The organism is Clostridium sp. HCP1S3_C6 (assembly GCF_052066735.1).
Classification (GTDB): Bacteria; Bacillota; Clostridia; order Clostridiales; family Clostridiaceae; genus Clostridium.
The window spans coordinates 23,520-40,235 of the sequence record NZ_JBQHRN010000023.1 but is presented as its reverse complement, the minus strand read 5'-3'; the positions used below and the strand labels follow the sequence as shown (position 1 = coordinate 40,235).

At 29.5% G+C, this 16,716-nt stretch carries 12 protein-coding genes and 1 other RNA gene; 2 read left to right on the top strand and 11 right to left on the bottom strand.

The window, feature by feature from the left end; translation table 11 throughout:
* The first annotated feature begins 148 nt into the window (after positions 1-148).
* The gene (locus ACTNAO_RS09060) at positions 149-808 is read left to right on the top strand and encodes a GerMN domain-containing protein (protein WP_441026401.1); all 660 of its coding nucleotides are present in this window, start codon (positions 149-151) and stop codon (positions 806-808) included.
* 51 nt (positions 809-859) lie between these two features.
* On the opposite strand, the gene ACTNAO_RS09055 is transcribed toward ACTNAO_RS09060, so the two are convergent.
* The 3 genes from ACTNAO_RS09055 to ACTNAO_RS09045 all read right to left on the bottom strand — a co-directional run bounded on the left by ACTNAO_RS09055 (position 860) and on the right by ACTNAO_RS09045 (position 4,333).
* Positions 860-2,179 carry a vWA domain-containing protein gene (locus ACTNAO_RS09055; RefSeq protein WP_441026403.1) on the bottom strand — a complete coding sequence of 440 codons (1,320 nt, stop codon included), beginning with the start codon at positions 2,177-2,179 and terminating at the stop codon, positions 860-862.
* Positions 2,180-2,197: 18 nt separating this feature from the next.
* Positions 2,198-2,977: a carbon-nitrogen family hydrolase gene (locus ACTNAO_RS09050; RefSeq protein WP_441026405.1), complete on the bottom strand. Its 780-nt coding sequence runs from the start codon at positions 2,975-2,977 to the stop codon at positions 2,198-2,200.
* Positions 2,978-3,343: 366 nt separating this feature from the next.
* A complete protein-coding gene (locus ACTNAO_RS09045; RefSeq protein WP_441026407.1) occupies positions 3,344-4,333 on the bottom strand; it encodes a tetratricopeptide repeat protein in 990 nt (329 codons plus the stop codon).
* Positions 4,334-4,693: 360 nt separating this feature from the next.
* Here ACTNAO_RS09045 and rnpB point away from each other — a divergent pair.
* An RNA gene (rnpB, locus tag ACTNAO_RS09040) (RNase P RNA component class A) lies at positions 4,694-5,037 on the top strand.
* 64 nt (positions 5,038-5,101) lie between these two features.
* Here the strand turns inward: rnpB and ACTNAO_RS09035 are convergent.
* The 8 genes from ACTNAO_RS09035 to ACTNAO_RS09000 all read right to left on the bottom strand — a co-directional run bounded on the left by ACTNAO_RS09035 (position 5,102) and on the right by ACTNAO_RS09000 (position 16,626).
* Positions 5,102-5,404, bottom strand: coding sequence for a tyrosine-type recombinase/integrase (locus ACTNAO_RS09035; protein ID WP_441048068.1), 303 nt, complete (start codon positions 5,402-5,404; stop codon positions 5,102-5,104).
* A 168-nt stretch (positions 5,405-5,572) separates the two neighbouring features.
* The gene (locus ACTNAO_RS09030; protein ID WP_441026409.1) at positions 5,573-7,060 is read right to left on the bottom strand and encodes a glutamate synthase subunit beta; all 1,488 of its coding nucleotides are present in this window, start codon (positions 7,058-7,060) and stop codon (positions 5,573-5,575) included.
* Between the two features lie 15 nt (positions 7,061-7,075).
* Positions 7,076-11,629 (bottom strand): glutamate synthase large subunit, encoded by a 4,554-nt coding sequence (gene gltB, locus ACTNAO_RS09025; protein WP_441026410.1) that lies wholly within the window; start codon positions 11,627-11,629, stop codon positions 7,076-7,078.
* A gap of 313 nt (positions 11,630-11,942) precedes the next feature.
* Positions 11,943-12,617 carry an orotate phosphoribosyltransferase gene (pyrE, locus tag ACTNAO_RS09020; RefSeq protein WP_441026412.1) on the bottom strand — a complete coding sequence of 225 codons (675 nt, stop codon included), beginning with the start codon at positions 12,615-12,617 and terminating at the stop codon, positions 11,943-11,945.
* An 18-nt stretch (positions 12,618-12,635) separates the two neighbouring features.
* Positions 12,636-13,532, bottom strand: coding sequence for a dihydroorotate dehydrogenase (locus ACTNAO_RS09015; protein ID WP_441026414.1), 897 nt, complete (start codon positions 13,530-13,532; stop codon positions 12,636-12,638).
* 19 nt (positions 13,533-13,551) lie between these two features.
* On the bottom strand, positions 13,552-14,295 hold the full coding sequence (locus tag ACTNAO_RS09010; RefSeq protein ID WP_441026462.1) for a dihydroorotate dehydrogenase electron transfer subunit: 744 nt from the start codon (positions 14,293-14,295) through the stop codon (positions 13,552-13,554).
* A 5-nt stretch (positions 14,296-14,300) separates the two neighbouring features.
* On the bottom strand, positions 14,301-15,173 hold the full coding sequence (gene pyrF / locus ACTNAO_RS09005; RefSeq protein WP_441026416.1) for an orotidine-5'-phosphate decarboxylase: 873 nt from the start codon (positions 15,171-15,173) through the stop codon (positions 14,301-14,303).
* Positions 15,174-15,357: 184 nt separating this feature from the next.
* A complete protein-coding gene (locus ACTNAO_RS09000; RefSeq protein ID WP_441026418.1) occupies positions 15,358-16,626 on the bottom strand; it encodes a dihydroorotase in 1,269 nt (422 codons plus the stop codon).
* Positions 16,627-16,716: the final 90 nt, after the last annotated feature.

Genomic DNA, 16,716 nt, shown 5'->3' with positions numbered 1-16,716 from the left:
GAGATCTACACTACGCAACGGTCGTCGGCAGCGTCAGATGTGTATAAGAGACAGACATATTATTATTCTATATAAATATATTTTTTGATATAATTACATTTGAAACAGATAAAATTTACTTTTTAACAATAAAAGTGAGGAGATAATTATGAGAAAAAAGGTTATATTTTTAATACTTTCAGCCTTAATGTGTCAAAATTTTATAGCATGTTCTAATAGTTCTTCAAAATCTACGCAATCATCACCATCATCTGAATCTACTTCAAAGGATAGCACCAAAAGTGATGATTCATCAAAAGACACAAAAGATGAAAAAAAAGATACCACTTTAAATAATGATACTTCAAAAAAAGAAGATAATTCATCAGAAAATAATTCATCCGTTACAGAAAAAGATGTTAGAATTTTTTATTATGATATAGAATCTGATAAAATAATTTACCAAAACAAAAAAATCAAAGTAACAGATGGTGCTTTAACAAATGCAATAATTGATGCTTACAAAGGTGCATTAGATAATCAATGCTATTCAGGACTTCCTGACAATGTAGTTGTAAAATCTGCAAAACTTGAAAAAGATAAAGATTTAATTACTGTTAATTTTGGAGATACTTTTGTAAATACATTAGGCTATGGTGCTAGCATAGAAGCTAGTATTTTACAATCTGTTGTAAACTCTCTTGGTTATAACTTTGGAGTTTCAAATGTATACATAACTGTAAATGGGAAACCATATTCTTCAGGACATATTGCTCAAAAAGAAAATGAATCATTTGCAGTAAAATATGATGGATGTGTTGAAAAATAATACATTAATTTATAAGAGGGTTGCTTTATATAGCAACCCTCAAAATTCCAATTATCTTATAATTTTCTTTATTCTTGCTTCTCTAATCCAGCTAGGAAATTCATTTAATAACCTATCATAAAGTTCTTCGTCTGATATTTTATCAATATCATTAACTGAAAAGAAATTAGCATTATCTATAAATCTTCCATCCATTTCATCTAAACCTTCAAGATAGCTAAAATTTCCACTACCAATTCCTACAAACTGCCAAAAAATAGGCATAGTAGCTGATTTATTAATAATTTTAGTAGTTGCCCTCTTGTCTGAATCAAAATTATCCCCATCAGTTATAAACAAAACAAGAGCTGGATATGGAGATGGTTCTTCTTTTGTATATTTTGAAACAACATCTTTCATTACAGGAGAATAGCATGTACCACCTAAAGAATACTTTTTTAAAATATTTTCATTAGTTATATAATTATTTATGTTATCAAGATTTATATCTTTTAACCTTATAGCCTTCGTATTAAAAAGCCAAACTTCCATTTCTCCATTATCATCAAGTTGCATAGCTATAGGAAGCATTCTATTTAATACTGATTGTACTAAACCCGTTCTATACATACTACTCATAGATCCAGAATAATCTAAGACCACAGCAACTCTTGCAGGAATATCTGCTATTTTTTTCTTTTCTAATACTAATGCTGCAGTTTTAGTCATATTTAATAATTGGGGTGCCTTTTCAAGTACAAGCTTTTCTATTCTTTGTTGCTTTTGCATATTTAAAACTGTATTAGTTTTTTCACTTTTTATATTATTATTTGCACTATTATTTTGATTTTGCATAGGAGCATGTGTATTGTTTTCTTGTCCTTCTACCTCTCCTGCAAAAAATTCTACTATTTCCTTCATACCACCTAAAAAATTAGCATCTATAAAATCTATAAACCACTGACCATTTATATTGTTAATTTCTCCAATAACTATTGTCTTAACACCTATATGATTGTTTCCGTTAATAAAATGAGAATCAATATAATAATTATTACTATTATATAACTGCATTTCAATTGAATTTATATCTTCCATTATAGAAGATGATGTTGCAGTAAGAACAATTTTAGAAATATTCTTAGGTAAAATATTAAAATCTAATCCAAAAACGTTTTCATCATGTTTCTTTTGAAATGCTTGTTCTCTTGAAAATTCATTATTATAAAATACAAAATAATCATCAGCTACCAACTTATTATTATAGTCTACCCCAATTAAACAATAATCAACTGATGAATTTTTTGTTGTATTTGTTTTATAATTAATTATTAATTCACCATTTTGAACAATTTGATTAAGTGCTATTCTACTCCCCATATTGATACCCATAACATATCCTCCCAAATTTTAATAAAATTCTTTATAAATTTCTTCTCTTCTATCTTCTTTTAAAGAAAATTTTTTTCTTACATTAAATACCTTTTCTTTTAATATATCACACATAATGAGTTTTTCACATTTATTTTCACTTATTAGAACATTACCAAGAGGATCTACAACTTGTGAATAACCATTGTAATTTAAGCCATCTGATTCTCCTACTCTATTTACAGCAGCTATATAACATTGATTTTCTATAGCCCTTGCTCTTAAAAGTATATTAAAAGCTTCTATTCTTTCTTTAGGCCAATTAGCAATTAAAAAAATAATTTCATTAATTTTTGAACTAGCTTGAAAAACTTCTGGAAATCTTAAATCATAACAAATAAAGCTTCCAATATTAAATTCATCTATGTTACATGTAGATATGCTTTTGCCACCTTCATAATATTTGCTTTCTTCACCATAAGAAAAAGGATGAATTTTATCATATTTACTAACAACCAAACCATTTTTATCCACAATAATCATCTCATTTAATGCTTTCCTGTTATTATTTTTTACATAACCAAAGCAAACTGCAATTTTATTTTCTTTAGCAAATTTTTTAAAACATGTTACTGTAAATCCATCTATATCCTCCCCTATGATACTTGTATTCATAGAAAACCCTGTAAGAGTCATTTCTGGAAAAATAATAATACTACATCCCTTATATGAAGCTTCTTTTATGAATTTTTCACATTTTATTATGTTAAAATTTTTATCTTCCCATTTAATATCCAATTGTGCTAATGCTATTTTCATTTTTATCACCATTTTTATAAATTCATTATTATTATAGCAAAATAATTAATATAAAGCATATCTTTCGACAATGCTAAATATTCTAAAAATAATATCGAAATTAGTCACAAACTTATTAAAAAATCAAATAAACTTAAAAAACAATAAAAGAATTTAAACTAAAATAAAAAATATGCCAAGTGGCTATAAAAGCCACTAGGCATATTTTTTAAAGATAGTAACCCCCATAATGTACAATCTTTATTTAATATAAAATCAACTGGCAACATGAATATTTATTAAATAATAATTCAGTGATATTTTAACACATTTTTAATTATTTTAAAATATTATTTGTATATTTAAATTAAAATATTATTATATATTTTAATATGACAATAGTCTAATTAATTTATCAGTACAATATTCTTCTATTTCAGGTGCATCATTAACAGCTGATTGCTTAATTAAATTTTTTAAGGTATTAACAACTATTTTACTTGGACCACAATTTATTTTATTATTTTTTAATAATAAAGCTAATTCACTTTGAGTTTTACCTTTATATTTATTACCAATAATTCTTTGTAAGAATTTCATTCTATCTTGCAGTTTTTGATCTTCTTCCTTGCTCCTATTAGATACAATTGAATTACTTAAAGAATACAAGGATATAGATAATTCATATTGATCTTTTTCTAAATAATAATTTCCTAAATATTTATAACATATAGCTAAATCTTCTTTACAAGTTGCAAACTCTAAAGCTAACTTTATATGTTTTAAAAAAGCATCTTCCTCTTTTAACTGATAATAAACTTCACTAATGTTTATTAAAGCATCTACATTTACTGGATCCCATTTTAATGACAATTTAAATGCTTTAATAGCTTCATTATAATTTTCTAATTCAAATAATATCTTTCCATAAACTCTATAAAAATCACTATTATCAACTTCTGTTAAATATACTTCCCTAGAAGGTTTGTAATAAGCAATATAAAGCCACATTTCTATTGTATCTGCAAAACTAAGTTTTATACATTTATTATCAAAAATAAAAAATTCCTTATACTTGCTAAATATATATTCCATTTGTTTTTTTGCTTTCTCAAATATTTTTTCATCAAAATATTTTATAGCACCATCATACAGTGAATTAATTTTTTTAATTTTTTCTTCTTTTGTTTCTTCTCTTATTACTTTCTTTTTTACAGGTTCCATATTTTTTAATAACTCATTAATTTTAGGTTCAATTTGTGAATAAAATTTATTGCTTTTATAAGTTTCTTTGTTTTTTAAAAGATATGCTCTATCCCTGTAATAATCTCCTATTAACCCTGAATATATTTCTCTCATTATATTCTGAAACTCCACCTTTTTGCCACCTCATTTTTATCTTATTACAAAATATATTTTAATATATTAAAAACTTTTTGTAAATATTTTACATGTATTATTTCCTACAAATTAAAATACAAAAAAGGAACTTATATAAATCAACCACTAGATTTATATAAGCTCCTTTTTTAGTACTAATATTTGTACAAGAATATTAGTATCTCATTTGAATTATCGCTTACTATGATTATATATTACAACAAAAAAATATAATTTTTTATTTATTTAACAAAAAGCATATTTTTAGATATAAATTTACTTTCAATAGAATTTCATACATGAAAATAGCAAAAAAATTATTGTAAAACATATTTAAATATGTTATCATAATCTTTGCGAGTAAGACATGCAATCGCTGCTAGTCTTTGAACTAGGGGAGGAAAGTCGGGGCTTCACAGGGCAGGGTGCTGGATAACGTCCAGTCAAGGCGACTTGAAGGATAGTGCAACAGAAATATACCGCCTATTTTTTAGGTAAGGATGGAAAGGCGAGGTAAGAGCTCACCAGCGTGATGGCGACTTCACGGCTATGTAAACCCCACCTGAAGCAAGACCGAATAGGGAGACGTTTAAGGAGTTGCCCGCTCTGTCTCCGGGTGTGTCGCTTGAACCTATTGGTAACAATAGGTCTAGATAGATGATTGCTTAATACATGACCCCGCTTACGGCTTATCTCGCACCTTTATTTTTCAAGGGTTTGCAAAAATCATTTTTGCTTTTGCCCACATTTTGCCCACAAAAATTTTTATTTTAATATTTCAATAAGTTTTTGTGTAGCATCTCTATTCATATCTTGTGTGACATGTGAATAAATATCTGCAGTTGTACTAAATTGAGCATGCCCTAATCTTTCTTGAATTATCTTCATATTTACACCTTGTTTTATTAATAATGTTGCATTAGTATGTCGTAAATCATGCCATCTAATATTTTTATTAATATTATAGTAATTACACCTTCTTTTTAATCTTTGCAAAAAACGAGAAGGAATAATATACTCACCACATTCCTTAGTAAATATTAAATTATATTTTTTATCATCAAATATATTTTCTATATATAAACTTCCATATCTAATTGCTCTGCTTCTGCTTTTTCTTTAGCTTCTTTATTTCTTAAATAAAGAATCTGACTATTTAATTAATAATAATGAAAACTTTAGAATTAGTTAAAAAAAGGCTGTTTTTTAATACAGCCTTTTTTTAAATAACTTAAATTAATCTAAATTTGAATATCCCATAAGTTTTTCATCTACAGCTCTTGCAACTTCTCTACCTTCTCTTATTGCCCAAACAACTAAAGATTGACCTCTATGCATATCACCAGCTGCAAATACATTTTCTACTGAAGTTTCGTATTTTCCAGGAGCAGTTTTTACATTAGTTCTTTCATTAACATCTACATTAAATGCTTTTGTTACATAACTTTGACTTCCTAAGAATCCAGCAGCTATTAAAACTAAGTCAACATCTATTTCATATTCTGATCCTGGAATTTCTACCATTTTAAGTCTTCCAGTTTTTTCATCTTTTTTAGCATCAAGTTTAACAAGCTTAGCTTTACAAAGATTTCCCTTGTCGTCTTTTATAAATTCTTTTACAGTAGTTTGATATACTCTTGGATCTTTACCAAATACTGCAATAGCTTCTTCCTGGCCATAATCTGTTTTTAAGATTCTAGGCCATTCTGGCCATGGATTGTTTTCTGCTCTTTCTTCTGGTGGTTTTGGCATCATTTCTAATTGAATAATAGATTTAGCACCATGTCTCATTGATGTACCAACACAGTCATTACCTGTATCTCCACCACCAATTACCATTACATTCTTTCCCTTTGCAGAAATATAATTTCCATCTTCAAGACCAGAATTTAAAAGACTTTTTGTTGTAGACTTTAAAAAATCAACAGCAAAATGTATTCCCTTAGCATCTCTTCCAGGTGCTTTAATATCTCTTGGATTAGAAGCTCCACATGCAAGTACAACACAATCAAAATCTTTCATAAGTTTTGATGCTTTATATGAAGTTCCTATATCTGTATTTGTAGAAAATTTAACTCCTTCTTCTTCCATTATCTTAACTTTTCTATCAATATACTGCTTTTCAAGTTTCATATTTGGTATACCATACATTAAAAGTCCACCAATTCTATCTTCTCTTTCAAATACAGTTACACTATGACCACGTCTGTTAAGCTGATCTGCTGCTGCAAGTCCTGAAGGTCCTGATCCTACTATAGCAACTTTTTTACCAGTTCTAACTTTTGGAGGTTCTGGCTTAACATATCCATTTTCATATGCATTTTCTATTATTTCATATTCATTTTCTTTTGTTGATACAGCTTCTCCATTTAAATTACAAGTACATGCTTTTTCACAAAGAGCAGGACATACTCTTGATGTAAATTCAGGAAAATTATTTGTCTTTTTAAGACGCTTATAAGCTTCTTTTAAATTTCCTGCAAATATTAAGTCATTCCATTCAGGAATTAGATTATGTAGAGGACAGCCTGATGCTGCTCCTCCTATCATAATTCCTGCTTGGCAAAATGGAACTCCACAATCCATACAACGAGCTGCTTGAAGTTGTTGCTTTTCTTTTGGAAGTGGTGTATGAAATTCATTATAATTAATTATTCTAATTTCTGGTTTTACAGCCTTACTAGTTTCACGATCATATTCTAAAAATCCGGTTGGTTTTCCCATTTTAAATATCCTCCCTTATTTTCTTGTGTTAGCATAAAAAGCTTCTATTTGTGCTTGTTCTGAGCTAAGTCCTTTTTCTTCCATTTGAACTGTAGCAAGTATCATACGCTTGTAATCATGTGGTATTACCTTCTTGAATTTTGGTAAGTATTCACTAAAGTTATCAAGTATCTTCTTACCTTTTTCAGAACCAGTGCAAGCAACATGTTCTTCTATAATTTCTTTTAATTGCATAACATCATATTTTGAAGTTACAGTTTCAAATCCAACAAGTTCTTTATTAAGTTTCATATATAAGTCTCTGTCTTCATCTAAAACATAAGCAATTCCACCACTCATACCAGCTGCAAAGTTCTTACCAGTAGTACCTAATATTACAGCAACTCCACCAGTCATATATTCACATCCGTGTTCTCCAACACCTTCAACAACAGCTGTTGCTCCAGAGTTTCTTACACAGAATCTTTCACCAGCTACACCGTTTATAAATACTTTACCACTTGTAGCACCATATAATGCAACATTACCTATTATAATATTATCTTCATGTTTAAATTTAACTTCTTTTTGAGGATATACAATAAGCTTACCGCCTGATAATCCCTTACCAAAATAATCATTACTATCTCCAACAAGTTCAAGAGTTAATCCCTTAGGAATAAATGCTCCAAAACTTTGTCCTCCACTACCATGACATATTACTCTAAATGTATCATCATCAAGTGTATTATAGTATTTCTTAGTTATTTCAGCTCCAAATATTGTACCAAATGTACGATTTAAGCTATTAACATTAACTTCAATTGTTTTCTTTTGTTTGTTTTTAAGAGCATCCTTAAATTCTTTAAGAAGTATTTTTTCATCTGCAGTTTTTTCAAGTTCAAAATCAAATACATTTTTAGAATTATATTTAACTGCATATTTAGAACCTGTATAAGGATCATTTAATAATCTTGATAAGTCTACCTTCTTAGCTCTTTCTACTGGTACATCAGTCTTTTGAACTAAAAGATCAGTTCTACCAACTAATTCATCAACAGTCTTAATTCCAAGTTTAGCCATGTATTCTCTAAGTTCTTGTGCAATAAACTTCATAAAGTTAATTACATATTCTGGCTTACCTCTAAATCTCTTTCTAAGTTCTGGATTTTGAGTAGCTATACCAACTGGGCATGTATCTAAGTTACAAACTCTCATCATTACACATCCCATTGTAACAAGTGGTGCTGTAGCAAAACCAAATTCTTCTGCACCAAGAAGTGCTGCTACTAATACATCTCTACCACTCATAAGTTTACCATCAGTTTCAATAATAACTCTATCTCTTAAGTTATTTTGAATTAATGTTTGATGAGTTTCTGCTATTCCAAGTTCCCAAGGAAGTCCAGCATTATGAATAGAGTTTCTTGGAGCTGCTCCTGTACCTCCATCATATCCTGATACTAGTATTACTTGAGCACCAGCTTTTGCAACACCTGCTGCAACTGTACCTACTCCTGATTCAGATACAAGTTTTACTGATATTCTTGCATCCTTGTTAGCATTTTTACAATCATATATTAATTGTGCTAAATCTTCTATTGAATATATATCATGATGTGGTGGTGGTGAAATTAATGAAACACCTGGAGTTGAATGTCTAGTTTTTGCTATCCATGGATATACCTTCTTAGCAGGTAAATGTCCACCTTCTCCTGGTTTTGCACCTTGTGCCATCTTTATTTGAATTTCTTGCGCACTAGTTAAATATTTAGATGTAACTCCAAATCTTCCTGATGCAATTTGCTTAATAGCAGAACATCTGTTAAGACCATCTTTACCTATTGATAATCTTTCAAGATCTTCTCCACCTTCACCACTGTTTGATTTACCATGAATTGTATTCATTGCTATTGCTAATGTTTCATGAGCTTCCTTAGAAATTGATCCATATGACATAGCTCCAGTTTTAAATCTCTTAACTATTGAATCAACACTTTCAACTTGTTCTATTGGAATACCTTTCTTAGGATACTTAAAGTCAAGTAAACCTCTTAAATTCATAGTGCTTGTTTCACTATTTATTAATTTTGTATATTCCTTAAATAATTCATAATTTCCAGTTTGAGTAGATCTTTGAAGAAGATGTATAGTTTGTGGATTATATAAATGTTCTTCTTTACCACTTCTTTCTTTATGAGCTCCAACACTTTCAAGGTTTAAGTCTGTTCTAAGACCTAATGGATCAAAAGCTTGTGAATGAAGTTCATCTACACCCTTAGCTATATCCTTAAGGCTTATACCTTCTACTCTGCTTACTGTATTTGTAAAGTATTTATCAATTACATCATGATTAATACCAATTGCTTCAAATATTTGTGATCCTTGATATGATTGGATAGTTGAAATACCCATCTTAGATGCTATTTTAACTATACCACTAAGTATTGCTTTATTATAATCATTAACTGCTGCATAATAATCTTTATCAAGTAATCTATCATCAATTAATTTTTTAATAGTTTCTTGTGCTAAATATGGGTTAATAGCACATGCACCGTATCCAAGCAATGTAGCAAAATGATGTACATCTCTTGGTTCACCACTTTCAAGAATTAAAGCCATTGAAGTTCTTTTCTTAGTTTTAACAAGATGTTGTTGAAGTGCTGAAACTGCAAGAAGTGATGGTATTGCTACATGGTTTTCATCTACTCCTCTATCAGTTAATATTATTATATTTGCTCCATCAGCATTAGCTCTATCAACTTCTAAGAATACATGATCAATTGCCTTTTCAAGTGATGTACTCTTATAGTAAATTATAGGAATTTCCTTTACTTTAAATCCTTCAACATTCATTGACTTAATTTTTAATAAGTCAGTATCTGTAAGTATTGGATTATGAACCTTAAGCATTCTACAGTTTTCTGCTTTTTCCTCTAACAAGTTACCATCTTCACCAATATAAACAGAAGTAGATGTAACTATTTCTTCACGAATAGCATCTATTGGTGGATTTGTAACTTGAGCAAATAATTGCTTAAAGTAATTAAATAAAGGCTGATGCTTTTTAGAAAGTACTGCAAGTGGAGTATCAATACCCATAGCTGCAATTGCTTCTCCTCCATTTTTAGCCATTGGAAGTATTGCATCCTTATAATCTTCATAAGAATAACCAAATGCCTTTAATAATCTTGCTCTTTCTTCATCTGTATATTCTTCTGCCTTCTTATTAGGTATTGGTAAATCTTTTAATTCTATTAAATTGCTGTCAAGCCATTCACCATAAGGCTGTCTATTAGCATAAGTTTCCTTAATTTCTTCATCGTCTATTAGTCTTCCTTTAACAGTATCAACTAATAACATTTTTCCTGGTCTTAATCTATCCTTTTTAACAATTTTAGCAGGATCTATATCAAGTACTCCAACTTCTGATGAAAGTATTAATGTATCATCATCTGTTATGTAATATCTTGATGGTCTAAGTCCATTACGGTCTAAGATTGCTCCCATAATATCTCCATCACTAAATAATATTGATGCAGGACCATCCCATGGTTCCATCATTGTTGCATAGTATTGATAAAAATCTCTCTTAGCCTTACTTATGTTAGTATCTTTTTCCCATGGTTCTGGTATAGTAATCATAACTGCAAGTGGTAATTCCATACCGCTCATAACTAAGAATTCTAATGTATTATCAAGTCTTGCAGAATCTGAACCATTAGGATCAACTACTGGTATAAGTTTATGCATTTCATTTTTCAAGTAAACTGATGACATGTTTTCTTCACGAGCAAGCATTTTATCAGCATTACCTCTAATTGTATTAATTTCACCATTATGAACCATAAATCTATTTGGATGAGCTCTTTCCCAGCTAGGATTTGTATTAGTTGAGAAACGTGAGTGAACCATAGCTATTGCTGATTCATAATCTTCATCTTGAAGATCTTCAAAGAACAATCTAAGTTGCCCAACTAAAAACATTCCTTTATATACAATTGTACGACTAGATAGTGAAACAACATATGTATTATCATTACTTTGTTCAAAAACTCTACGTGCAACATATAATTTTCTATCAAAATCTAAACCTTGCTTTACATCTTTAGGTCTCTTTATAAAACCTTGCATTATGTTAGGCATACAATCTATTGCTTTTTTACCTAATACATCTGGATGAGTTGGAACTTCTCTCCAACCTAAAAATTCTAATCCTTCTTTTTCTACTATTATTTCAAACATCTTTTTTGCTTGGTTTCTTTTAAGTTCATCTTGAGGGAAGAAGAACATTCCTATTCCATAATCTCTTTCTGAACCTAAAAAGATGCCGAGTGGTTTAACAACTTTTGAGAAAAAGTTATGAGATATCTGTAATAGTATTCCAACTCCGTCTCCTGTCTTACCCTCGGCATCTTTGCCAGCTCTATGCTCTAAATTTTCAACGATTTTTAATGCGTTTGCTACAGTTTCGTGCGTCTTTGCACCTTTAATATTTACTATAGCACCAATTCCACAGTTATCATGCTCAAATTGTGGATCATACATGCCCTTGGCATTAGTATTTAAATTCACTGTATTATCCATACCACACGCTCCGTTTCTTTATTTATTTTTTTCTTAAATATACACTATTTTTTTATTAATGTAAATATTTCTTGTAAAAAAGTTAATTTTTTTAAGTAAAATATCTATTGCACTTTATTTTTTAAAGATCCCCTTTATCTTTATAAATAGAAAATAGCTTTTTATTTGTTTTTTTAACTTAATATATATAAAATTATCAAATTATAACTTGATATTATATTAATTTAATTAATTTTTGCAACATTTTTTATCAAAAAAATTTAGCCTTGAAATATTATTTTCAAAGCTAAATTCTCACAATATTAATTATAAATTATTTTGCGCCATATATTTTATAGTAGTCATCAATTCTTGCTTTTATTTCATCATTAATTATTACTTTACCATTTATTTCTTTATTATATAAATAGTCAATAACTTCTTCCATTGTAACTATTGCACAAGCTTTAAATCCATACTTTTCTTGAAGCTCTACTAATGCAGATTTTTCTCCTTGTCCTTTTTCCATTCTGTTTACTGATATTACAAGTCCAACTACATCTGCATTCCCTTGACTTTTTATTATTGGCATAGTTTCATATATTGATTTTCCTGATGTTGTAACATCTTCTGTTATAAGAATTTTATCTCCATCCTTTATTTTACTTCCAAGAAGTATTCCTGTATCACCATGATCCTTAACTTCTTTTCTGTTTGAACAATAGCTTACATCTATTCCATACTTATCTGCAAGAGCCATAGTAACTGTTACACTTAATGGAATACCTTTATATGCTGGACCAAATACTATGTTAAAATCTTCATTAAAATTTTCTTTTATAGCAGCTGCATAAAATTCACCTAGTTTTTTAAGCTGGCTTCCTGTTTTATAGTTACCTGTATTTACAAAGAAAGGAGTCTTTCTACCACTCTTTGTTACAAAATCTCCAAAAGTTAAAACATTACTTTCAATCATAAATTCAATAAAATCTTTTTTATATTGTTGCATATTAAATCCTCCTAATTTTTAAACAATTCCTACAATTTCATTAATATCTTTAATTCCTTGATCCTTGCAGAAGGCTTCCATTTCTTCTATAATTTCCTTTCCTGCCATTGGATTTGCGAAATTAACTGTACCAAATTGAACAGCACTAGCACCAGCCATCATAAATTCAATAGCATCTTTACCTGATGAAATACCTCCAAGACCTATAACTGGAATACTTACTGCCTTTGATACTTGATTTACCATTCTAAGTGCTACTGGCTTTACCGCTGGACCTGAAAGACCTGCATACACATTGTTAAAAACAGGCTTTCTTTTGTAAATATCTATTGCCATGCCACTAAGGGTATTTATAAGTGATAAAGAATCAGCACCTGCTTCCTGACATTTTAAAGCCATATCAACTATGTTTTCTGCATTAGGTGATAGTTTGACCATTAAAGGCTTTTTACATATTTTTTTGATTTCCTTAACAAAATCGTGAGCAACATCAGCTTTAATTCCGTATGCCATTCCTCCACATTTTACATTAGGGCATGATATGTTAAGTTCTATTATATCAACGTTTGTATCATTTAGCTTTTCAATAGCTTCTGCATAATCTTCATAACAGCCACCACCTACATTTGCTAAAATATTAGTATTTAGTGCTTCCATCTTTGGAAGTTCAACTTCAATAAATTTATCAACTCCTGGATTATTAAGACCTACCGAATTCATCATACCAGAAGGTGTTTCAAAAACTCTAAGTCCATCATTTCCAGCTTTAGGTTTTATTGTTAACCCCTTTGAAGATATTCCTCCTAAAATTCCAGTATCATAAAATTCATTGTATTCAGATCCGAAACCAAAGGTTCCAGAGGCTGCTATAACTGGATTTTTAAATTCCACTCCATTTATATTTACTTTTAACATTAAAATCACCTCCGCCTTATTAAAGTTCGACATAATATCCATCAAATACTGGACCATCTTTACATGTTCTCTTATTTCCATCTTTTGTTTTGCATGTACATACAAGGCAAGCACCTACTCCACATGCCATATGTTTCTCCATAGAAACATATATCTTTACATTCTTTTCTTTGCACATTTCAATAACTTTTTTCATCATTATTTCAGGACCACAACATAAAACTGTGTCATATTCTTCTGGCTTTAATATATCTGTAACAAATCCCTTATGACCATATTTTCCTGTATTAGTTGTTACATTAACTGAATCTGCATATTTTAAAAGTTCTTCTTTTAAGTATATTTCATCTCTAAAGCCTGCATAAACATCTATAACTGCATCTTTATATTTTTCTCTAAGTCTTTTTGAAACTTCAACCATTGGTGCAGTTCCTATTCCACCAGTTACTATTGCAACTTTTCCTAAATCCTTACTTAAATCAAATCCATTTCCAAGAGGGCCTGTTAGGTTTATATAATCTCCCTCATTAAGCTTTGAAAATTCTTCTGTACCTTTTCCAACTACAGCATAAAGAAAAGTTATTTTGTTATCTTCTTTTTCGCAAATACTAATTGGTCTTGGAAGAAGAGTTTGACCATTTAATTTAAGCATGTAAAATTGTCCTGGTTTTATTTCATTAGTATCTTCACATACCATTTTATATATATTATCTACTACTTTTTCATTATAAAGTACTTTAGACTTTTTATAGTTCATTAAAATGCCTCCTATTTGTTTAATACTGCTGCTTTAATTTCATCTCTCATTCTTATTGCTTCTTCTCTTGCACATTTTGCAAAATCTTCTTCAGGCCTTTCTGCTTTTTTATATGCAAGTAAAATTCCTCTTGATGAATTAACTACTCCACCGTTTCCATTATTTAAATACATTGCTACTGTTTCTGCTTTTCCACCTTGTGCACCATAACCTGGTATTAAGAAAAACATTTTATTAAATCTTTCTCTAAGTTCTTTTCCTTCTTCTGCATGAGTACATCCTATTACTCCTCCAAGTGGGTGATAACCGCAATCTGCAACTAAGTCTTTGCCCATTTCCATAAGCTTATCACCAACTACTTTATATACCTTACTATTATCTATAGTATCTAAATATTCTATATCTTCTGCACCTTTATTTGATGTTCTTACAAGACTGAATATTCCTTTTTTACCACTTTCGATATATGGCATATATGGTTCTATACTATCCATTCCCATATAAGGGCTAAGAGTAATAAAATCTGCCTCAAAATCTCCTTCAAAGTGAGCTTTTGCATATTGCTTTGCTGTGGCTGCAATATCTCCTCTTTTTATATCTGCAATTATTATTGCATCTTTTTCTCTTAAATATTGTAAAGTTCTCTTATAAGCCATAAGACCTGCTATTCCAAGGGCCTCATAATATGCTATTTGTACCTTAAAGCATGCTGCTACATCTTCTGTTTCATCTATAATTGCCTTATTAAATTCAAATATAGCATCCTCATCTGATTTACCTTCTTTTATGAAAGCTGGAATATAATCAAGTGCAGTATCAAGACCTACACATACAACTCCTCTTTCTTCTACTCTCTTATAAAGTTTATCCATTATTGAACTCATTAAAAGAACCTCCTAACTAATAAATAAAAAGCCTTCCTTAATATGTAAGGAAGGCGCAATTAACCTATAATAATCTAACTTTCTTCCTTACTGACGTCACTGCATCAAATTAAAGGACTTCATTTAGATTAGAATATCATTAAAATATATAATTGTCAATTACATAAATTTCAATAAATAAGCTTTATTCTTCATATGCAATTTTACCATTTGCTATAGTAACTTTAACTTTTCCATAAAGCTTAGCTCCTACAAATGGTGTATTTTGTGCTTTAGATGCAAAATCATTTGTTACTGTAAATTCATTATTATCATCAAATATAACTATATCAGCTTTTTTCCCTTCTTCTAATGAACCTGCATCAAGATTATAAAGCTTAGCAGGGTTTATAGTCATTTTTTCTAAAAGTTCCATCATAGATAAGTGACCTTTTTTAACTAGATTTGTAACACCTAAAGGAAGGGAAGTTTCAAGACCAATTATTCCACTTGGAGCTTTTAAAAGTTCTCTCTCTTTTTCTTCTTTAGAATGAGGTGCATGATCAGTTGCAATAATTTCTATTGTATTATCTTTTAATCCTTCTATAATCTTTTTTTGATCTTCTAATGTTCTAAGAGGAGGATTCATTTTTGCTAATGTTCCATGTTTTAAAACAGCCTCTTCTGTTAAAGAAAAATGATGTGGAGTAGCTTCTGCATAAACTTTTGCTCCAAGAGATTTTATAAATCTTATCATTTCTACTGAATTTCCAGAACTTATATGCTGAATACTTACCTTTGCACCTGTATTTAACGCAATCATACAATCTCTCGCAACAAGGGCATCCTCAGCACACCTTGTAGCTCCTTTAAATCCAAGTTTTTTAGATATTTCTCCATCATTTACTCCTGGTCTTCCCATAAGGCTTGGATCTTCTTCATGAAAACTTAAAGGCACATCAAGTTCTTTTGCCATTTCCATAGCTTCTAAAACTATTTTTCCATCCCTAAGTGGAATACCATCATCAGTAAATCCTACTGCCCCAAGTTCTTTTAGCTTTTTCATATCTACAAGTTCTTTTCCCTTAAATTCCTTTGAAATAGCAGCAGCTTGATATATATTTATTTTAGTTTCCTTAGCCTTATCTAAAATATATTTTAAAGTTTCTTCATTATCTACTATAGGATTTGTATTAGCCATACATACAACAGATGTAAATCCTCCTTTAGCAGCAGATTCTGAACCTGTAAAAATATCTTCCTTATATGTAAAACCTGGATCTCTAAAATGAACATGAACATCTATAAGTCCTGGTGCTACAATCATATTAGTGGCATTTATTACTTTTTCAAATTCATCTTCCTTGTTAACTTTTCCAATTTTAATTATTTTGTCATCTTTAATTACAATGTCTAAAACTTCATCAATTTTATTTTTAGGGTCTATTACTCTTCCGTTTTTTATTAGTATCATTTATTATTACACCTCATTAAATTTTTTTATAAAATATGGACAAATGAACTCCATGTTCTTCTGTCATTTCTCCTATTATCTCATATCCAA